The 19345-nt window shown below is 72.0% G+C and carries 20 protein-coding genes and 1 pseudogene; 9 read left to right on the forward strand and 12 right to left on the reverse strand.

Annotation, left to right across the window (positions count from 1 at the left end; genetic code table 11):
* Positions 1-419, reverse strand: a pseudogene (locus tag C3489_RS25205) (hypothetical protein); the annotation flags it as partial.
* Positions 420-780: 361 nt separating this feature from the next.
* On the opposite strand from C3489_RS25205, the gene recA reads away from it, so the two are divergent.
* Together recA and recX are read left to right on the forward strand one after the other, a co-directional pair.
* On the forward strand, positions 781-1905 hold the full coding sequence (gene recA, locus C3489_RS25210; RefSeq protein WP_103784346.1) for a recombinase RecA: 1125 nt from the start codon (positions 781-783) through the stop codon (positions 1903-1905).
* Positions 1906-1908: 3 nt separating this feature from the next.
* The gene (gene recX / locus C3489_RS25215) at positions 1909-2688 is read left to right on the forward strand and encodes a recombination regulator RecX (protein WP_103784347.1); all 780 of its coding nucleotides are present in this window, start codon (positions 1909-1911) and stop codon (positions 2686-2688) included.
* Positions 2689-2788: 100 nt separating this feature from the next.
* Here the strand turns inward: recX and C3489_RS25220 are convergent, their stop codons facing one another.
* From C3489_RS25220 to C3489_RS25255, 8 genes are all read right to left on the reverse strand, one after another.
* Positions 2789-3214: a rhodanese-like domain-containing protein gene (locus C3489_RS25220; protein ID WP_103784348.1), complete on the reverse strand. Its 426-nt coding sequence runs from the start codon at positions 3212-3214 to the stop codon at positions 2789-2791.
* Positions 3205-3753 carry a cysteine dioxygenase gene (locus tag C3489_RS25225; RefSeq protein WP_103784349.1) on the reverse strand — a complete coding sequence of 183 codons (549 nt, stop codon included), beginning with the start codon at positions 3751-3753 and terminating at the stop codon, positions 3205-3207. The genes C3489_RS25220 and C3489_RS25225 overlap by 10 nt, the downstream gene beginning before the upstream one ends.
* Positions 3754-3838: 85 nt before the next feature.
* Positions 3839-4030, reverse strand: a complete 192-nt coding sequence (locus tag C3489_RS40070) for a putative leader peptide (RefSeq protein ID WP_103784350.1) — start codon at positions 4028-4030, stop codon at positions 3839-3841.
* Between the two features lie 36 nt (positions 4031-4066).
* Complete coding sequence (locus C3489_RS25235) at positions 4067-5668, reverse strand: FAD-dependent monooxygenase (protein ID WP_103784351.1); 1602 nt, start codon at positions 5666-5668, stop codon at positions 4067-4069.
* Between the two features lie 175 nt (positions 5669-5843).
* Positions 5844-6782, reverse strand: coding sequence for an amino acid ABC transporter permease (locus C3489_RS25240; RefSeq protein WP_103784352.1), 939 nt, complete (start codon positions 6780-6782; stop codon positions 5844-5846).
* On the reverse strand, positions 6779-7447 hold the full coding sequence (locus C3489_RS25245; protein ID WP_103784353.1) for an amino acid ABC transporter permease: 669 nt from the start codon (positions 7445-7447) through the stop codon (positions 6779-6781). Before C3489_RS25245 ends, C3489_RS25240 begins: the two co-directional genes overlap by 4 nt.
* Before the next feature lie 133 nt (positions 7448-7580).
* Positions 7581-8426 (reverse strand): glutamate ABC transporter substrate-binding protein, encoded by an 846-nt coding sequence (locus tag C3489_RS25250; protein WP_103784354.1) that lies wholly within the window; start codon positions 8424-8426, stop codon positions 7581-7583.
* 64 nt (positions 8427-8490) lie between these two features.
* Positions 8491-9267, reverse strand: coding sequence for an amino acid ABC transporter ATP-binding protein (locus tag C3489_RS25255; protein ID WP_103784355.1), 777 nt, complete (start codon positions 9265-9267; stop codon positions 8491-8493).
* Positions 9268-9563: 296 nt separating this feature from the next.
* Here C3489_RS25255 and C3489_RS25260 point away from each other — a divergent pair, with 296 nt between their 5' ends.
* Complete coding sequence (locus tag C3489_RS25260) at positions 9564-10253, forward strand: response regulator transcription factor (RefSeq protein ID WP_103784356.1); 690 nt, start codon at positions 9564-9566, stop codon at positions 10251-10253.
* A 10-nt stretch (positions 10254-10263) separates the two neighbouring features.
* Positions 10264-11721 carry a HAMP domain-containing sensor histidine kinase gene (locus tag C3489_RS25265; protein ID WP_103784357.1) on the forward strand — a complete coding sequence of 486 codons (1458 nt, stop codon included), beginning with the start codon at positions 10264-10266 and terminating at the stop codon, positions 11719-11721.
* Here C3489_RS25265 and C3489_RS25270 read toward each other — a convergent pair.
* Complete coding sequence (locus C3489_RS25270) at positions 11700-12698, reverse strand: TAXI family TRAP transporter solute-binding subunit (protein WP_103784358.1); 999 nt, start codon at positions 12696-12698, stop codon at positions 11700-11702. The genes C3489_RS25265 and C3489_RS25270 overlap by 22 nt on opposite strands.
* Positions 12699-12805: 107 nt before the next feature.
* Here C3489_RS25270 and C3489_RS25275 point away from each other — a divergent pair, with 107 nt between their 5' ends.
* Positions 12806-13219 (forward strand): MazG nucleotide pyrophosphohydrolase domain-containing protein, encoded by a 414-nt coding sequence (locus C3489_RS25275; RefSeq protein WP_103784359.1) that lies wholly within the window; start codon positions 12806-12808, stop codon positions 13217-13219.
* 23 nt (positions 13220-13242) lie between these two features.
* Here C3489_RS25275 and C3489_RS25280 read toward each other — a convergent pair whose 3' ends face one another.
* Positions 13243-14502, reverse strand: a complete 1260-nt coding sequence (locus C3489_RS25280) for a cation:proton antiporter (protein WP_103784360.1) — start codon at positions 14500-14502, stop codon at positions 13243-13245.
* A gap of 7 nt (positions 14503-14509) precedes the next feature.
* Positions 14510-14995: a cation:proton antiporter regulatory subunit gene (locus tag C3489_RS25285; RefSeq protein ID WP_103784361.1), complete on the reverse strand. Its 486-nt coding sequence runs from the start codon at positions 14993-14995 to the stop codon at positions 14510-14512.
* A 195-nt stretch (positions 14996-15190) separates the two neighbouring features.
* Here C3489_RS25285 and C3489_RS25290 point away from each other — a divergent pair, with 195 nt between their 5' ends.
* From C3489_RS25290 to C3489_RS25305, 4 genes are all read left to right on the forward strand, one after another.
* Positions 15191-16201, forward strand: coding sequence for a sensor histidine kinase (locus tag C3489_RS25290; protein WP_258054938.1), 1011 nt, complete (start codon positions 15191-15193; stop codon positions 16199-16201).
* Positions 16198-16854, forward strand: a complete 657-nt coding sequence (locus C3489_RS25295) for a response regulator transcription factor (RefSeq protein WP_103784363.1) — start codon at positions 16198-16200, stop codon at positions 16852-16854. The genes C3489_RS25290 and C3489_RS25295 overlap by 4 nt, the downstream gene beginning before the upstream one ends.
* A 103-nt stretch (positions 16855-16957) precedes the next feature.
* The gene (gene miaB / locus C3489_RS25300) at positions 16958-18475 is read left to right on the forward strand and encodes a tRNA (N6-isopentenyl adenosine(37)-C2)-methylthiotransferase MiaB (RefSeq protein WP_103784364.1); all 1518 of its coding nucleotides are present in this window, start codon (positions 16958-16960) and stop codon (positions 18473-18475) included.
* Positions 18476-18634: 159 nt separating this feature from the next.
* Positions 18635-19342 (forward strand): class III extradiol dioxygenase subunit B-like domain-containing protein, encoded by a 708-nt coding sequence (locus C3489_RS25305; protein ID WP_103784389.1) that lies wholly within the window; start codon positions 18635-18637, stop codon positions 19340-19342.
* The last annotated feature ends 3 nt before the right edge of the window (positions 19343-19345 follow it).

Consider the following 19345-nt stretch of genomic DNA (forward strand, 5'->3'; position numbering starts at 1 on the left):
AGCACGCCGCCGCCCACCGCGAGCGTCATCGACACCGCCGTGTCGAACGGCGTCTCGCTGTTGAGGTGGGACGGAACCCGGCGCCACGCCTGCAGGGTGATGCCGCCGACCTCCACCACGCAGTCCGCGGCGAACACGGTGAGCAGCGCGGCACGCAGCCGGGCTCCGACACGCAGGTACGACGTGACCCAGGCGACCGCGAGCAGGGTCACGCCGAAGGACAGCCCGAACGTCACCGGCTTGCGCCAGGAGACGGGCCCGTACCAGGGGCCACCGTCGACGGCGAAGACCAGCAGATGCCCGAGCCCGGACAGGATCAGAACGGCCCCGACGATCAGGCAGAGCCGGTCCACGGGGCGGGGAGTGCCGCTGCGGATGTCCCGCGCGGTCACGTCTGCGGTGCCTGCCGTGCCTGCCATGTCTGCCGTGTCGGTCGACTCGTCCATGCGGTCGAGCCTCGCGGCTGCGGGGCGAGCCGTCGTCGTACCGCCGGAGGCACCTCGCGTACGCCACGGGAAGCAGGGGTGCGGAGCGGGATCAGGGCGGCGCCGGAGCGCGGGCGTACGCTCGGAGGTGCCGCGTGGCGCGCTTGACACAAAAATCGAACATCCATTCATATGGAGGCTCCGGCGAGGCTCAACAGAAGGGATTTCGCCCCATTTCATATGGGTGTGTCCCAGAGTTATCCACAGGCCGGACCGGCGTCGGGGCGCGTTGTCAGTGGCAGGCGTTAGCGTCTTTGACGTGAAGCGATCGACTCAAGCAAACCGGGTGGAACCCATGGCAGGAACCGACCGCGAGAAGGCCCTGGATGCCGCGCTCGCACAGATTGAACGGCAATTCGGCAAGGGCGCGGTCATGCGCATGGGCGAGAGGTCGAAGGAGCCCATCGAGGTCATCCCGACCGGTTCGACCGCGCTCGACGTGGCCCTCGGTGTCGGCGGCCTGCCGCGCGGCCGTGTCGTGGAGATCTACGGACCGGAGTCCTCCGGTAAGACCACGCTGACCCTGCACGCCGTGGCCAACGCACAGAAGGCGGGCGGCCAGGTCGCCTTCGTGGACGCGGAGCACGCCCTCGACCCCGAGTACGCGCGCAAGCTCGGCGTCGACATCGACAACCTGATCCTCTCCCAGCCGGACAACGGCGAGCAGGCGCTGGAGATCGTGGACATGCTGGTCCGCTCCGGTGCGCTCGACCTCATCGTCATCGACTCCGTCGCCGCGCTCGTCCCGCGCGCGGAGATCGAGGGCGAGATGGGCGACAGCCACGTCGGTCTGCAGGCCCGTCTGATGAGCCAGGCGCTGCGGAAGATCACCAGCGCCCTCAACCAGTCCAAGACCACGGCGATCTTCATCAACCAGCTCCGCGAGAAGATCGGCGTGATGTTCGGCTCCCCGGAGACCACGACCGGTGGCCGGGCGCTGAAGTTCTACGCCTCGGTGCGTATCGACATCCGCCGCATCGAGACCCTGAAGGACGGCACGGAGGCGGTCGGCAACCGCACCCGCTGCAAGGTCGTCAAGAACAAGGTGGCCCCGCCCTTCAAGCAGGCCGAGTTCGACATCCTCTACGGCCAGGGCATCAGCCGCGAGGGCGGCCTGATCGACATGGGCGTGGAGCACGGCTTCGTGCGCAAGGCCGGCGCCTGGTACACGTACGAGGGCGACCAGCTCGGCCAGGGCAAGGAGAACGCGCGCAACTTCCTCAAGGACAACCCCGACCTGGCCAACGAGATCGAGAAGAAGATCAAGGAGAAGCTGGGCGTCGGCGTGCGTGCCGAGGAGCCGGCGGCCGAGCCGGGCCCGGACGCGGCTGCCTCCACCGCCGACGACGCGGCGAAGACGGTGCCCGCCCCGGCAGCCGCCAAGGCCACCAAGCCCAAGGCCGCCGCAGCCAAGAGCTGACCCGTGACGCGACGAACCGACTGGGCCGAGTACGCCCACCTCGACGCCCTCGCGGAGCGGGCCGGGGGGCAGGACGTGGGCCCGGCCCGGACCGCGGACGACACCGGGTACGAGGGCGGAGAGCCGCGTCGCGGGGGCGGCGCACGGGACGGCGCGCGTACCGGGGGGACGCGCGGCGGCCGTGGGCGCCGGCGGCGCGGCTTCGGAGAACCGCCCGGGGAGCCGTCCGCCGAGGACGGGGGTGCCTCTTCCTCGTCGAGGGCCGAGCAGGGGGAGCCTCCAGGGGACCCGGTGGAGCGGGCACGGGCGATCTGCCTGCGCCTGCTCACCGGGACCCCGCGCACCCGCAAGCAGCTCGCGGATGCCCTGCGCAAGCGGGAGATCCCGGATGACGCCGCCGAGGAGGTGCTGTCGCGGTTCGAGGAGGTCGGACTGATCAACGACAGTGCCTTCGCGGACGCCTGGGTGGAGTCCCGGCACCACGGGCGGGGCCTGGCCCGGCGGGCCCTCGCCCAGGAACTGCGCACCAAGGGCGTCGACTCCGCGCTGATCGAGGAGGCGGTGGCGCAGCTCGACAGCGACCAGGAGGAAGCGACCGCGCGCGAACTCGTCGCCCGCAAGCTGCGGACCACGCGCGGCCTCGACCGCGACAAGCGCCTGCGGCGTCTCGCCGGCATGCTCGCCCGCAAGGGCTACCCGGAGGGCATGGCCCTGCGCGTGGTCCGGCAGGCGCTTGAGGAGGAGGGCGAGGAGACGGACTTCCTGGACGAGGGCGGGATCTGATCCGGTCCGCGGCGACGGGCCCGTGCGGGCGCACCGGCCCAGCCGCCGCCAGGACGTCACTCGCCTCGCCGCCGCTACGACGTCACTCGCCCCGCCGCCGCTACGGCGTCACCGGCAGTCCCGCCGCCCGCCAGGCCTGGAAGCCGCCGACCAGATCGGTCGCCCGGTGCAGGCCCAGCTGGTGCAGGGAGGCCGCCGCAAGGCTGGAGGCGTAGCCCTCGTTGCAGATCACCACCACCCGCAGATCGTGACTCGTGGCCTCGGGCAGGCGATGGCTGCCCTGCGGGTCGAGCCGCCACTCCAGCTCGTTGCGCTCCACGACCACCGCACCCGGGATCAAGCCGTCCCGCTCGCGCAGGGCCGCGTACCGGATGTCGACCAGCAGTGCCTCTCCGGTGCCGGCGGCGTCGTACGCGTCCCGCGGCTCCACGCGCGCGTACCCCGAACGCACCCGCTCCAGGAGTTCGTCGATCCCGACGGGGCGCTCGCCGCTCGCTGCCAGTCCTCGTGCGCCGCTCACTGCCAGTCCTCCGGACGCTCCACCTGCTCCAGACGCAGTACCGGACCGGTGCGGCTGTAGCGGCGGATGCGCGGCAGCGGCGGGTAGTAGGCGTGCACGGAGACGGCGTGCTCGGCCGGAGACTCGTTGAGCACCTCATGGACGTGGTGGCGGCCGAAGGAGCGGCCGCGGCCGGCCGGCAGCAGCCGCGTCCGGTCCACTCCGTCGGTCAGTTCCAGCGTCTTCCAGCCGTCGGTGGGCAGCCGCGCGGTGAGCGCGTTCTCCCGCAGCTCACCCCGGGCGGTGAGGAAGGCGCCTACGGACTCGGCGTGGTCGTGCCAGCCGGTCCCGGTCCCGGGCGGCCAGCCGATCAGCCAGGCCTCGCTGCCGCCCGGTCCTTCCAGGCGGACCCAGGTGCGGCCCTCCGGGTCGAGCGGGAGGGAGTCGATCAGCTCGGTGTCGGCGGCCGTCCGCCGGACGAAATCGAGAAGATCCGCCTGCGTGGGCACGGAAGCGGCGGCTCGGTCGTTGTTCAGGGCAGAGGGGAGCGAAGGGGAGAGGGACACGGGCACCGTCCTGTTGAGCGTTCGCGTCGGCGGCGCGCGACGGCACGACGGGCACGGCGCGCGCGGAGAAAGGGGGGATGCGAATTCAGCAGGACGGACGACACACACAGCCCGCGTAACGGAGCAGATCCATATGGACCCTCCGCCACAGGCGCACATCGGTGTCGGTCACGCTCCGGAGTACACCACGACGGTCCCAGGCGGTCAACTCACCGTCACTATGCGGACGCACAGTGACGGCGGCCAGGGGGCAGGCCAGAAACGAGCCCCCGCGCACGGCGGCCCACCGTGCCCGCCCGGAAGCGAGACGGTGTCACTTCGCGGCGGAGCCGGCCGTCGCCTCGGTCCGCGTCGGCCCGCCCACGGTCGCCTCGGCCGCGGCGTACAGATCGGCCGGGCGTACTCCGCCGAGCGCGGTCACCAGGTGGCCGTCGGGGCGCACCAGCAGCACCGTGTGGGCGGCGGCACCCGGGTACTCCTCGGCGACGAGCAGTTCCGCCGGATGCGGCAGCGCGGTCACCGCGGCGGCCAGCCGCGGCATGATCCCGGCCGTCACCCAGTGCTTGCGTTCCCACACGCCGGTACCGGGCGCGACCAGGACGACGAGCAGCGCGCCGCGGCCCAGCCGGTCGCGCAGCTGGACGAAGGAACCGTCCTCCGCCGTGACGCGGACATCGGCGACCGGTGCGCCGGGCGGGGTGTCCACGGGCACCTCGGCCTCCAGGTGCCGGGGTGCGAGCGGGGAGTCGGCGTGCGTTCCCGTCTCGCCGAGCGGACCGCGTCCCAGGTGGCCGTCGGTGAGCAGGGCGTCGTGACCGCGGGCCGCGCCGGGGACGTAGGACCGCAGTCCGCCGCCGCCCCGCAGCAGCGGCAGGACCTGGTCGGCGGCGCGCAGCCGGGCGGCGACGACGGCCCGCCGCTCGGCCTGGTAGCTGTCGAGCAGCGCCTCGCGCGGACCGTGGTGCCAGGCCAGCGCGAGCTTCCAGGCGAGGTTGTCGGCGTCGCGCAGCCCCTCGTCGAGGCCCTGCGTGCCGAGGGTGCCCATGAGGTGGGCGGCGTCCCCGGCGAGGAACACCCGGCCGGCTCGCCAGCGGCGGGCCAGTCGGTGGTGGACGGTGTGCACACCGGTGTCCAGCAGGTCGTACGGCGGGACCGTGCCGTCGTGCCAGCCGGCCAGGGTCTCGCGGATGCGGGCGAGGAGCATCTCCGGTGTGACCAGGTCCTTGCCGGGCGGCAGCAGCCAGTCCAGCCGCCACACGCCGTCCGGCAGCGGCCGGGCGATGACCTCGCCGGCGGTCGGGCCGGAGGTGCGCCACGGCGGCAGACGGTGCAGCACGGCCGCGCCGTCCCACGGGAGTTCGGTGCGCAGCGCGGCGACGGCGTACCGTTCCACCGCCGTACGCCCCGGGAAGCGGATGTCGGCGAGCTTGCGCACGGTGGAGCGGGGGCCGTCGCAGCCGACGAGGTAACTGCCGCGCCACCAGGTGCCGTTCGCCCCCCGGGTGTGTGCGGTGACGCCGGACGGCTCCTGCTCGACGCTGTCCAGGCGGCTGTCCACGACCATCTCGACGAGGCGTTCCCCGGCGAGCGCGTCGCGCAGGGCGCCGGTCAGGACGTGCTGGGCGATGTGCACGGGAGCGGGCTCGGCGTCGTCGAAAGTGATCTCGCGCATCACCTGCTTGCGCCGCATCGACCGCCATCCGGCCCAACGCAGCCCGGCCTCGTCGAGGTACAGCCCGGTGAGCCGCTCCAGCAGGGCGGCGGTTTCCTCACGCAGGACGACTGTGCGGGCGAGCCGGGGTTCGTCCTTGCCGGGCCCCTCGTCCAGCACGACCGACGGCACCTCCTGACGCGCCAGCGCCAGGGCGAGCGTGAGCCCCACGGGCCCCGCTCCGACGATGATCACCGGGTCCACGGCGCGGCGCCCCCTGCTCGCAGCGGTGTCCTCGGGGACGTATGTGAACAACAGGTTGGAGCAGGGTGCACGATCACAGAACGTATGCAACCCATTGCCGCTGCTTGCGTCAAGTGACGGAGGCAGCGGCGATCATGCCACTGCCTCCGTCTGGGTCAAGCGATGTGATGGGGCGTCACCGCTTGCTGGTGTGGGTGAAGCCGGTGGGGCCACCGCCCTCACCACCGGTGCCGAAGGTGCCGCCCACCGCCGCCGGGTTCAGCTCCTCCATGTCCTCCGCGCCGAGGACCGCGCCCGTGCTGCGCTTGCTGCGCCGCAGGTAGCCCTCCAGCCAGCTCGCGAAGGACGTCAGGATGAAGTTCAGCACGATGTAGATGGCCGCCACGACGATGAAGCTGGGAATGACGTTGGCGTAGTTGGCCGCGAGGGTGCTGCGCGCGTTCAGCAGCTCGTTGAAGCCGATCATCACACCGCCCAGCGCGGTGTCCTTCACGATGACCACCAGCTGGCTGACGATCGCCGGCAGCATGGCCGTGACCGCCTGCGGCAGCAGGATGCTGGTCATGGTCTGGGTCTTGCGCAGGCCGATGGCGTAGGCGGCCTCGGTCTGGCCCTTGGGCAGGGCCAGGATGCCCGCCCGGACCACCTCGGCGAGCACGGAGGCGTTGTAGAGCACCAGACCGGTGACGACCGCGTAGAGGGGCCGGTCCTCGCTGGTGACGTTGGTGTAGCGGGAGTAGAGCTCGTTCGCGAACAGCATCAGCAGCAGCACCGGGATGGCCCGGAAGAACTCCACGACCACGGCGGACGGCACCCGGATCCAACGGTGGTCGGACATGCGTGCGATGCCGAAGAACGCGCCCAGCGGCAGGGCGATGACCATGGCGAGCGCGGCCGCCTTGAGCGTGTTCCCCAGGCCCGGGATCAGGTACGTCGTCCAGGCGTCGGCCTCGACGAAGGGCTTCCACAGGGCGCTCGTGAGCTGGTTGTGGTCGTCCAGGGTCTGCCAGATCCACCACACCAGCAGGGCGAGGAGGACGAAGAAGACGACCGAGAGCAGGACGTTGCGCCGCTTGGCCCGGGGCCCGGGTGTGTCGTAGAGGACGGAACTCATCGCTTCACCGCCAGTCGCTTGCCGAGCCAGCCGAGGATGAGGCCCGTGGGCAGGGTCAGGACCACGAAACCGAAGGCGAAGACGGCGCCGATGGCGAGGGTCTGGGCCTCGTTCTCGATCATCGACTTCATCAGGGAGGCCGCTTCGGCCACACCGATGGCCGCGGCCACCGTGGTGTTCTTGGTCAGGGCGATCAGCACGTTGGCCAGCGGGCCGATGACCGCCCGGAAGGCCTGCGGCAGCACGATGAGCCGCAGGGTCTGGCTGAAGTTCAGGCCGATCGCGCGGGCCGCCTCGGCCTGGCCGAGGGGCACCGTGTTGATGCCGGAGCGGATCGCCTCGCACACGAAGGCCGCCGTGTAGGCCACCAGACCGAGGATCGCGAGCCGGAAGCCCTGGAGCTTGAAGTCGTCGGAGGCGCCCAGGGTGACTCCGAAGATGTCGGCGAGGCCGAGCGAGGAGAACACGATGATCACCGTCAGCGGGATGTTCCGGACGATGTTCACGTAGGCGGTGCCGAAGCCGCGCATCAGCGGGACCGGGCTGACCCGCATCGCGGCCAGCAGGGTGCCCCAGATCATGGAGCCCACGGCGGAGAAGACGGTGAGTTTCACCGTCATCCAGAACGCCCCTAGGACGTCGTAGCCTTCAAGAAAGTCGAACACGATCTCCCGCGCTTCCGGGTGGATGACGTACGTGGAGGGCGGGGCGTGCCGCCGCCGGCGGGGCGGCCGGCGGCGGCACGCACCAGGGGGACCCCGAGCTGACTGCGGTGGGTCGCCTTACTGGACGGTCGCCTTACTGGACGATCTGGCCGATCTTCGGGGCCGGCTCGTTCTGGTAGTTGGCCGGGCCGAAGTTCTTCTTCACGGCGGCCTCCCAGGCGCCGCTGCTCTCCATCTGCTCGATCGCCTTGTTGATCTTGTTGACCAGCTCGGTGTCGCCCTTCTTCACGCCGACGCCGTAGTTCTCGTTGCTCAGCTTCAGACCGGCGAGCTTGAACTGGCCCTTGTACTTGTCCTGCGCGGCGAAGCCCGCGAGGATCGAGTCGTCGGTGGTCACCGCGTCCACGGCGCCGCTCTGCAGGCCGGCGATGCACTCGGAGTAGCCGCTGTACTCCTTCAGCTGGGCCTTCGGCGCGATCTTCTGCTGGACGTTCTGCGCCGAGGTGGAGCCGGTCACGGAGCACAGCTTCTTGCCGTTGAGGTCCGTGCCCTTGGTGATGTCCGAGTCCTTCTTGATCAGCAGGTCCTGGTGGGCCAGCAGATACGGACCGGCGAAGTCGACCTTCTCCTTCCGCTTCGGCGTGATGGAGTAGGTGGCCACGATGAACTTCACGTCACCGCGCGAGAGCGCGTTCTCGCGGTCGGCGCTCTTGGTCTCCACGAACTGGATCTGGTCCGGCTTGTAGCCGAGCTGGCCCGCGATGTACGTGGCCACGTCCACGTCGAAGCCGGAGAAGTCGCCGTTCGGCTCCTTCAGGCCGAGACCCGGCTGGTCGTACTTGATACCGATCTTGATCTTGCCGCCACCGCCGGAGGAGGACGACGAGGAGTTGTCCTTGTTGCCGCCCCCACACGCCGTGGCGGACAGGGCGATGCTGAGGACGACGGCCGAGGCGGCGGTGACCTTGCGGAGCTTCATGGTGGACTTCCTTTGCGTGAGGAAAGATGCGGGGCGCCGGCCGGCGCGACGGGAGCGCGGCGGATCAGTGGTGCAGGATCTTCGACAGGAAGTCCTTGGCCCGGTCGCTGCGCGGATTGCTGAAGAACTGGTCGGGCGCAGCCTGTTCGACGATCCGGCCGTCCGCCATGAACACCACGCGGTTTGCAGCCGAACGTGCGAACCCCATCTCGTGGGTGACGACGACCATCGTCATGCCCTCACGGGCGAGCTGCTGCATGACCTCCAGCACCTCGTTGATCATCTCCGGGTCGAGGGCCGAGGTCGGCTCGTCGAAGAGCATCACCTTCGGGTCCATGGCCAGCGCCCGCGCGATCGCGACGCGCTGCTGCTGACCACCGGAGAGCTGCGCGGGGTACTTGTCGGCCTGGGTGCCCACGCCGACCCGGTCCAGCAGGGCGCGCGCCTTCTCCTCGGCCTGCTTCTTGTCGACCTTGCGGACCTTGATCTGGCCCAGCATCACGTTTTCGAGCACGGTCTTGTGCGCGAAGAGGTTGAAGGACTGGAAGACCATGCCGACGTCGGACCGCAGCCGGGCCAGGGCCTTGCCCTCGGCGGGCAGCGGCTTGCCGTCGATGGTGATCGAGCCGGAGTCGATGGTCTCCAGCCGGTTGATGGTGCGGCACAGGGTGGACTTACCGGACCCGGAGGGTCCGATGACCACGACGACCTCGCCGCGCGCGATCGTCAGATCGATGTCCTGGAGCACGTGCAACGCGCCGAAGTGCTTGTTGACGCTCTTCAGGACGACGAGTTCGCCGGTGGGGACCACGTCTTGCTTGGCCACCGATACTTCGGTCATCGCTCTCAGGCTCCGTCCTCCTCGGTTTCGGAGGAATGTAGTAACCAGCCTCGACCAGCGTCATTACATCTGAGGGGAATCTGAGCATCACGATCCGATAGCAATCGGACACATGTCGTAGCACTTGTGACCTGCGGGCGACCTGGGCACGTATCGGCCGGATAACTAAAGTCCCGGGCAACCGGAACGCTCTTGACGCCGTCCTTGTCCATCGGCGTCACTGCCATGGTGCACGCGTGCGTGCACACGTTGTTACTCAGGTAAACCGTACGCCCGATGAATCGGAGGAGGCCGGAATGAGACTGCTGCTCGTCGAGGACGACAACCACGTCGCCGCCGCGCTGTCCGCGGTCCTGGCCCGGCACGGTTTCCATGTCACGCACGCGCGCAACGGCGAGGAGGCGCTCCAGGCGCTCGTCCCGGAGGGCCCCGGCTTCGGGGTCGTCCTGCTCGACCTGGGGCTGCCCGACCAGGACGGCTACGAGGTCTGCAGCAAGATCCGCAAGCGCACCGCCACCCCGGTGATCATGGTCACCGCCCGCTCCGACGTGCGCTCCCGCATCCACGGCCTCAACCTCGGCGCCGACGACTACGTGGTCAAGCCGTACGACACCGGGGAACTCCTCGCCCGCATCCACGCCGTCAGCCGGCGCCGCGCAGCCCCCGAGGAGAACACCGGCAGCACCGAGACCTCCGTCCGCCTCGGCACGGTCCGCATCGAGCTGCCCACCCGGCAGGTCACCGTCGACGGCAGCGTCGTCCAGCTGACCCGCAAGGAGTTCGACCTGCTCGCGCTGCTCGCCCAGCGGCCCGGCGTGGTCTTCCGCCGCGAGCAGATCATCAGCGAGGTGTGGCGCACCAGCTGGGAGGGAACCGGGCGCACCCTGGAGGTGCACGTCGCCTCCCTGCGCGCCAAGCTGCGCATGCCGGCCCTCATCGAGACCGTGCGCGGCGTCGGCTACCGGCTCGTCGCCCCGGCCGCCTAGCGGGGGCCGGGTGCGCACACGCCTGCTGCCGCTGCTGATCGTCCTGATGGCGGCCGTGCTGCTCGCCCTCGGCATCCCCCTGGCCGTCAGCCTGGCGGCCGCCCAGCAGCAGAACGTGGTCGTCGACCGGATCGACGACACCGCGCGCTTCGCCGCCCTCGCGCAGTACGTCGACACCGCCGCCACCGTGGACCGCAACCCCGGGGACGAGCGGCTGGAGATCCTCAGCCACGAACTCGCCAGCTACTACGAGGTCTACGGCATCCGCGCGGGCGTCTTCTACCGCACCGACACGCCCATGGCGCACGCCCCCGCCGACTTCTTCCTCCCCAACACGGGCGAGGTGCGGGCCGCCTTCGAGGAGGCGCTGCTCAGCCGGCGCAGCCACGACCCGCGCCAGGTGTGGCCCTGGCAGCGCGGGCGCCTGGTCGTCGCCTCGCCGGTGATCCGCGACGGTGACGTCGTCGCGGTCGTGGTCACCGACTCGCCCACCGGGGAGATGCGCTCACGGACCCTGCGCGGCTGGCTCGTCATCGGCGCCGGCCTGGTCGCCGCGATGCTGCTCTCGGTGGGCGCGGCCCTGCGGCTGACCGGCTGGGTGCTCAGACCCGTACGCGTGCTGGACGCCACGACGCACGACATCGCCACCGGGCGGCTGAAGTCACGGGTCGCGGCGGCCGGCGGGCCGCCGGAACTCAGGCGGCTGGCCAAGTCGTTCAACGAGATGGCGGACCACGTCGAGGACGTGCTGGAGCAGCAGCGCGCCTTCGTCGCGGACGCCTCGCACCAGCTGCGCAACCCCCTCTCGGCGCTGCTGCTGCGCATCGAACTGCTGGCACTGGAACTACCGGAGGACAATGAGGAGATCGCCTCGGTGCGGGCCGAGGGCAAGCGGCTGGCGCAGGTCCTGGACGACCTGCTCGACCTGGCGCTCGCCGAGCACGCCGAGGCCGACCTGACGACCACCGACATCGGCGCGCTGACCGCCGAGCGCGTCGCGGCCTGGGCGCCCGCCGCCGGGGCCAAGGGTGTGCGGCTGGTCGGCGACTGCCCGCCCACGACCGGCTGGGCCGACCCGGTGACCCTGTCGTCCGCGCTGGACGCGGTGATCGACAACGCGGTCAAGTTCACGCCGGACGGGGAGCGCGTCGAGGTGGCGGTCGCGGCGGCCGGCGACAGCGTGACCGTCGTCGTCACCGACAACGGCCCCGGCCTCACCGACGAGGAGCTGAGCCGCATCGGCGACCGCTTCTGGCGCAGCGGCCGGCACCAGAACGTCAAGGGGTCCGGGCTCGGCCTGTCCATCACCCGCGCCTTGCTCGCCGCGGGCGGCGCCTCGATCTCGTTCGGCCGACACGAGCCGCACGGCCTGGTGGTGACGGTGACGGTGCCCCGGTACGCACCCCAGCCGGAGTCCGGGACCGGGCACGACCTGCCGGGCCGGCCCTACGGCTTGACCGAGCGGTAGTAGCGCCGGGCGCCCTGGTGGAGCTGCAGCGGGTCGGTGTAGATCGCCGTGCGCAGGTCCACCAGCTGCGCGGAGTGCACGTGCGCGCCGATGCCGTCGCGGCTCTTGATGACCGTGCGGGTCAGCCACTCGGTCAGCCGCGGGTCGATGTCCGTGCGGGTGATCAGCAGGTTGGACACCGCCATCGTCGGGACGGCGGCGCCGTTCTGCACGGTGGGATAGGCCGACTCCGGCATGTTCGTCGCGCGGTAGTAGCGCGTGGCGCCGCCCTCCTGGTGCAGCCGGGCGACGATGTCCGGCCCGATCGGCACGAACCGGATGGGGAAGATGCCGGCGAGCTGCCGCACGCCGTCCGTGGGCAGGCCGCCCGACCAGAAGAACGCGTCGAGCGCACCCTCCCGCAGCCGCTTCGGCGCGCTGCCGATGCCGTCCGCCTCCGGCGTGATGTCCTTCTCCGCGTCGATGCCCGCCACCCGCAGCACCCGGTCGGCGATCAGCCGCACCCCCGACTCCGGCGGCCCTATGGCCACCCGCTTGCCGCGCAGGTCCGCGACCGAGTGGATGCCCGAGTCGCGGGCGACGACGAGCTGGACGTAGTCGTCGTACAGGCGGGCGACACCGCGCAGCCGGCCGGCGCCCTCGCCGCGATTCAGCGTGTACGTCTCCACCGCGTCGGCCGCGGCGATGGTGAAGTCGGCCTGGCCGCGCGCCACGCGCGTGACGTTCTCCTGCGAACCGTCGCTGGTCAGCAGGCGGACCTTCAGCTGCGGCATGTCCTTGGCCAGCGCGGTGCGCAGCCGCTTGCCGTAGTCCTGGTAGACCCCGCTCGGGGTGCCCGTGCTGAAGGTGATCGTGCCGCTCGGCGGCTCCTCGCCCAGCGGCAGCAGCCACCACAGCAGCAGGCCGAGCGCCGCGACAGCGGCGGCGACGCCCGTCAGGACGCGGCGCCTGCCGAGAGAGGGGAGGGGCTTGGACATGGGCGCGATCCTGCCAGGCACCCCGCCGTGCTGACCAGGGGCGAGGCCGGGTCACCGCCGGCCTCGGGCAGACGGCGCTGTCAGTGGCGGCCACTACAGTCGTGCGCATGAGTTCCTCCCCCGCCGACCTGGTCCGCGAGTTCCACCTCGCCTTCGGTCTCGACGCCCGCAGCACGCCCACCGAGGTGCCGCCCGGCCTCGCCGCGCACCGCGGTGAGCTGCTCGCCGAGGAGGCGGCGGAGGTGGCCGAGGTCTCGGTCACCGGACCGCTCGACAAGCTCGCCCACGAACTGGCCGACGTCGTCTACGTCGCGTACGGCACCGCGCTGGTGCACGGCATCGACCTCGACCAGGTGATCGCCGAGATCCACCGCTCCAACATGACCAAGCTCGGCCCCGACGGCACGGTCGCCCGCCGCGCCGACGGCAAGGTGCTCAAAGGGGAGCACTACGAGGCGCCGGACGTGGCGGGCGTACTGCGCCGCCAGGGCTGGCGGCCGGAGGGTGAGAGCGCGGCCTGAGCGGACGGGACGTCGTGGCGGTCTCAGTCCCGTGGGACCGCCGTCCGCGCCCGCGGTGCGGCCTGCGCACTCGCCGGTCCGGCGTCCCCGGCCGCCGGTACGCCTTCGGTCGCGGGGGAGCCGGCTCGGCGGCGGGACCAGCGGGTCGCCAGCGGCTCCGTCCAGCGCGCGGTCAGCGGGCCGAGGACGACCAGGATGAGGACGTACGCCGTGGCCAGCGGCCCCAGCGACGGTTCGATGCCCGCCGTGACCGCGAGCCCGGCGATGACGATCGAGAACTCGCCGCGCGCCACCAGCGCACCACCCGCACGCCAGCGCCCCCTGGCCGAGATCCCGGCCCGCCGGGCCGCCCAGTACCCCGTGGCGATCTTCGTGACGGCGGTGACGGCCGCCAGGGCGAGCGCGGGCAGCAGTACCGGCGGGATGCTCGCCGGGTCGGTGTGCAGCCCGAAGAAGACGAAGAACACCGCGGCGAACAGATCCCGCAGCGGGCTCAGCAGCGCGTGCGCCCCCTCGGCCACCTCCCCGGACAGCGCGATGCCGACCAGGAACGCGCCCACCGCGGCCGACACCTGCAACTGCTGCGCCACGCCGGCGACCAGGATCGTCAGACCCAGCACCACCAGCAGCAACTTCTCCGGATCGTCGCTGGAGACGAACCGCGAGATGAGCCGGCCGTAGCGGACCGCGACGAACAGCACCACACCGGCCACGCCCAGCGCGATGGCCAGGGTCACGCTGCCCGCCGCGAAACCGGCGCCCGCCACCAGCGCCGTGACGATGGGCAGGTAGACCGCCATGGCCAGGTCCTCCAGGACCAGCACGCTGAGGATCACCGGTGTCTCCCTGTTGCCGACCCGGCCCAGGTCGCCGAGCACCTTGGCGATGACCCCGGAGGAGGAGATCCAGGTGACCCCGGCGAGCACCACGGCCGCCACCGGCCCCCAGCCCAGCAGCAGCGCGGCCGCCGCGCCCGGCAGGGCGTTGAGCGCGCCGTCGACCAGGCCCGCCGGATAGTGCGTACGGAGGTTGGAGACCAGATCGCTCGCCGTGTACTCCAGGCCCAGCATGAGCAGCAGCAGGATGACGCCGATCTCGGCGCCGGTGGCGACGAACTCCTCGCTCGCCCCCAGCGGCAGCAGCCCGCCCTCGCCGAACGCGAGACCGGCCAGCAGATACAGGGGGATGGGCGAGAAGCTGAACCGGGCCGCCATCCGGCCGAGCAGGCCGAGGCAGAGGATGATCGAACCGAACTCGATCAGCAGGACCGCGGAGGAGTGCACCGGCGGCTCACTCCCGCCCGAGTATCGCGGCGGCCGCGTCCACACCCTCGCGGGTGCCGATCACGATCAGCGTGTCACCGCCCGCGAGCCGGAAGTCCGGCGTGGGGGAGGGCACGGCGTCGGCGCGGCGCAGCACCGCCACGATCGAGGCGCCCGTCTCGGTCCGCATCCGCGTCTCGCCGAGCAGCCGGCCGTTCCAGTGCGAGGTCGCGGCGATCTCGATCCGCTCGGCCACCAGGCCCAGGTCCGTGGTGTGCAGCAGGTTCGCGCTGTGGTGGGCGGGCATCAGCGCGTCGACGAGCGAGTCCGCCTCCGAGCCGGTCAGCCGCAGCGAGTGCGCGCAGGAGTCGGGGTCGTCGGACCGGTACACGCTCAGGGTGCGGGTGCCGTCCCGGTGCGCCACCACGGACAGATGGCGCTGCTCGCGGGTCACCAGGTCGTACTGGACCCCGATACCCGGCAGCGGTGTCGCCCTCAGACGTGGCGCAGACACGTTTCTTCCCCTTCATTCGCGGGTCGTACGGGTACCGCCGGTGATCGTTTCCGGGCGGTACCGAGCGGTCATGCTGCCACCCTTCCGTACGGTGGCGACATGGGTGTCAGCACGGATGGACGCGGTGCGCGCGCGAGAGAGAGCCTGGTCACGGCAGGGCCGTGGGCGGACGGCGGACAAGGAGGTGCCCGGCGCGTGTCGCTGTTCTGGCGGATCTTCTCCCTCAACGCCATCGGCCTGGTCGTCGCCGCCGCGCTGCTGCTCGGCCCGGTCACCGTCTCGACCCCCGTGCTGCCGGGCGAGGCGCTGGTCGTGGTCGGCGGCCTGGCCGTGCTGCTGGTGGTCAACGCCGTCGTCCTGCGGGTCGGGCTCGCCCCGCTCACCAGGCTGGCCGGGGCCATGGCCACCGCCGACCTGCTGCGCCCCGAGGCGCGGCCCCACGTCTCCGGTCCGGCGGAGACGGCAGGGCTGATCACGACGTACCACACGATGCTCGACCGGCTCGCGGCCGAGCGGGCCGCCGGCGCCGCCCGCGCGCTGTCCGCGCAGGAACGCGAGCGCCACCGCGTCGCCCGCGAACTGCACGACGAGGTCGGCCAGACCCTGACCGCCGTCCTGCTCCAGCTGCGGCGCGTCGCCGACCGGGTGCCGGCGGAGCTGCGCGAGGACGTGGGCCAGGCCCAGGAGGCGACCCGCGCCGGACTCGACGAGATCCGCCGCATCGCCCGCCGCCTGCGCTCCGCAGTGCTGGAGGAGCTGGGCCTGCTCAGCGCGCTGCGCTCGCTCGCCGCCGAGTTCACCGGGCACGGCCTGACCGTCCGCCACGACCTCGCCGCCGACCTCGCACCGCTGCCCGCGGACACCGAACTCGTGCTCTACCGGGTCGCGCAGGAGGCCCTCACCAACACCGCCCGCCACTCCGGTGCCGACCGCGCCGAGCTGCGGCTGCGCGCCGACGCGTCGGGCGTCGAGCTGCTCGTGCGGGACAACGGCACGGGGCTGCGCGGGGCCGACGAGGGCGCCGGCATCAGCGGCATGCGCGAGCGGGCCCTGCTGGTCGGCGCCACCCTCGGCGTCGGGCCCGCGCCGGGCGGCGGCACGGACGTACGGCTGCGGATACCGGGTGGTGGCACGGACGTACGGCTGCGCATGCCGGGTGGCGGCACGGACGTACGGCTGTGTGAACCGGACGGAGGTGCGCGGTGAGCGGCCGTCCCGTCCGCGTCCTGCTCGCCGACGACCACACCCTCGTACGGCGCGGCGTGCGGCTGATCCTGGAGTCGGAGCCCGACCTCACCGTCGTCGCCGAGGCGGGGGACGGGGCGGAGGCGGTCGAGCTGGCACGCGCGCGTGAGGTGGACCTGGCCGTCCTGGACATCGCCATGCCCCGCACGACCGGACTGCAGGCGGCCCGCGAGCTGTCCCGGCGGCTGCCCGGCCTGCGCCTGCTGATCCTCACCATGTACGACAACGAGCAGTACTTCTTCGAGGCCCTCAAGGCGGGCGCCTGCGGCTATGTCCTGAAGTCCGTCGCCGACCGCGACCTCGTCGAGGCGTGCCGGGCGGCCGTGCGGGACGAGCCGTTCATCTACCCGGGAGCCGAGCGGGCCCTGGTCCGCTCCTACCTGGACCGCCTCCACCGGGGCGACGGCCTGCCCGAGCGCGCCGTGACGGAGCGCGAGGAGGAGATCCTCAAGCTGGTCGCGGAGGGGCACTCCTCCAAGGAGATCGGCGAGCTGCTGTTCATCAGCGTCAAGACGGTCGAACGGCACCGGGCGAACATCCTGCACAAGCTCGGCCTGCGCGACCGTCTGGAACTGACCCGGTACGCGATCCGCGCGGGGCTCGTGGATCCGTGAGGCCGCCTGTCCACCCGCGCCGGAGCCGGTTGTCCACAGGGGGCGGCGAGCGTTGTCCACAGCCCGGGCCGGGGTGGTCCGGGAACCGCCTACCCTGTATGGCATGAGCAGCAGCGACCGGAGCCCCGCAGTGGACGTCAAGACCTACGAAGTACGCACCTACGGGTGCCAGATGAACGTCCACGATTCCGAGCGGCTCGCCGGCCTGCTCGAAGACGCCGGGTACGTGCGCGCGCCCGAGGGCTCCGACGGCGACGCCGACGTCGTGGTGTTCAACACGTGCGCCGTCCGGGAGAACGCCGACAACCGGCTCTACGGCAACCTCGGCCGGCTCGCGCCGAAGAAGGCCCAGCGGCCGGGCATGCAGATCGCGGTCGGCGGCTGCCTCGCCCAGAAGGACCGCGACACCATCGTCAAGAAGGCGCCCTGGGTCGACGTCGTCTTCGGCACCCACAACATCGGCAAGCTGCCCGTCCTGCTGGAGCGCGCCCGCGTGCAGGAGGAGGCGCAGGTCGAGATCGCCGAGTCGCTGGAGGCGTTCCCCTCCACGCTGCCCACCCGCCGGGAGAGCGCCTACGCGGCCTGGGTCTCCATCTCCGTCGGCTGCAACAACACCTGCACCTTCTGCATCGTGCCCGCGCTGCGCGGCAAGGAGAAGGACCGCCGTCCCGGCGACATCCTCGCCGAGGTCGAGGCCCTGGTCGCCGAGGGCGTCTCCGAGATCACCCTGCTCGGGCAGAACGTCAACGCCTACGGCTCCGACATCGGCGACCGCGAGGCCTTCAGCAAGCTGCTGCGCGCCTGCGGGAAGATCGAGGGCCTGGAGCGGGTGCGCTTCACCTCCCCGCACCCGCGTGACTTCACCGACGACGTCATCGCCGCCATGGCCGAGACGCCGAACGTGATGCCGCAGCTGCACATGCCGCTGCAGTCCGGCTCGGACACCGTGCTGAAGGCGATGCGCCGCTCCTACCGCCAGGAGCGCTACCTCGGCATCATCGAGAAGGTCCGCGCCGCCATCCCGCACGCGGCGATCACCACCGACATCATCGTGGGCTTCCCCGGCGAGACCGAGGAGGACTTCGAGCAGACCCTGCACGTCGTCCGCGAGGCCCGGTTCGCCCAGGCCTTCACCTTCCAGTACTCCAAGCGGCCCGGCACCCCGGCCGCGACCATGGAGAACCAGATCCCCAAGGAGGTCGTCCAGGCGCGCTACGAGCGGCTGGTCGCCCTTCAGGAGGAGATCTCCTGGGAGGAGAACAAGAAGCAGGTCGGCCGCACCCTGGAGCTCATGGTCGCCGAGGGCGAGGGCCGCAAGGACGGTGCCACCCACCGCCTCTCCGGCCGCGCCCCTGACAACCGCCTCGTCCACTTCACCAAGCCGGAGCAGGAGGTGCGCCCCGGCGACGTCGTCACCGTCGAGGTGACCTACGCCGCGCCGCACCACCTCCTCGCCGAGGGCCCGGTGCTCGACGTGCGCCGCACGCGGGCGGGCGACGCCTGGCAGAAGCGCCAGGAGGCGGAGCAGGCCAAGCCGGCCGGCGTGATGCTGGGCCTGCCGAAGATCGGCGCACCCGCGCCCCTGCCGGTCGCCACGGGGAGCGGCTGCGGCTGCGACTGACCCTGCGCGCGGCTGCGGCCGGCTTCGCCGGGGAGCGGGGCGGGGGCCGTGCCGGCCATCGGGTGGTCCCGGCGCCGGGCGGTGCTGGCCATCGGGTGGTCCCGGCGCCGGGCGGTGCCGGGGCGGCGTCGGCTCCCGGGCGGGGTTACGCTGCCGATCATGCTTGTCGCCGCTGCCGTCTGCCCCTGCCCGCCGCTCCTCGTGCCCGAGGTCGCCGCGGGTGCCGCCCCCGAACTGGACGCCGCCCGCGCCGCGTGCACCGACGCGCTGGGCGTGCTCGCCGCCGCCCGCCCCGACCGGCTCGTCGTCGTCGGCGCCGCGGAGGAGCCGGGGACGTATCCCCAGGGAGCGCGCGGCACGTTCCGCGGCTTCGGCGTGGAGTTGGATGTGACGCTGGGCCAGGGGCAGGACACGGCCGCCGAGCCCGTGCTGCCGCCGTCGCTGGCCGTGGCCGGCTGGCTGCTGGGGCGGACGGGATGGTCCGACGCGCCCATCGAGGGACTGGCCGTGGCGCAGACGCTCGCGCCGGAGCGGTGCGCCGAGACGGGCGCGGAACTCGCCGCGCGCGCCGAGCGGGTCGCGCTGCTGGTGATGGGCGACGCCAGCGCCTGCCGCACCGTGAAGGCGCCGGGCTACCTCGACGAACGCGCGGCACCCTTCGACGCCGAGGTGGCGCGTGCGCTGGGCGCTGTGGACGTCGCGGCACTCCAGGCGCTGGACGCCGGGCTCGCCGACGAGCTGAAGGTCTCCGGCCGGGCCCCGTGGCAGGTGCTGGCGGGCGCGGCCGCGGAGGTGGACCTGTCCGGTGCGCTGCTGTACGAGGACGCGCCGTACGGCGTGGGGTACCTGGTCGCCACCTGGTCGTAGCGC

This window comes from Streptomyces sp. Ru71 (assembly GCF_002920535.1).
Classification (GTDB): domain Bacteria; phylum Actinomycetota; class Actinomycetes; order Streptomycetales; family Streptomycetaceae; genus Streptomyces.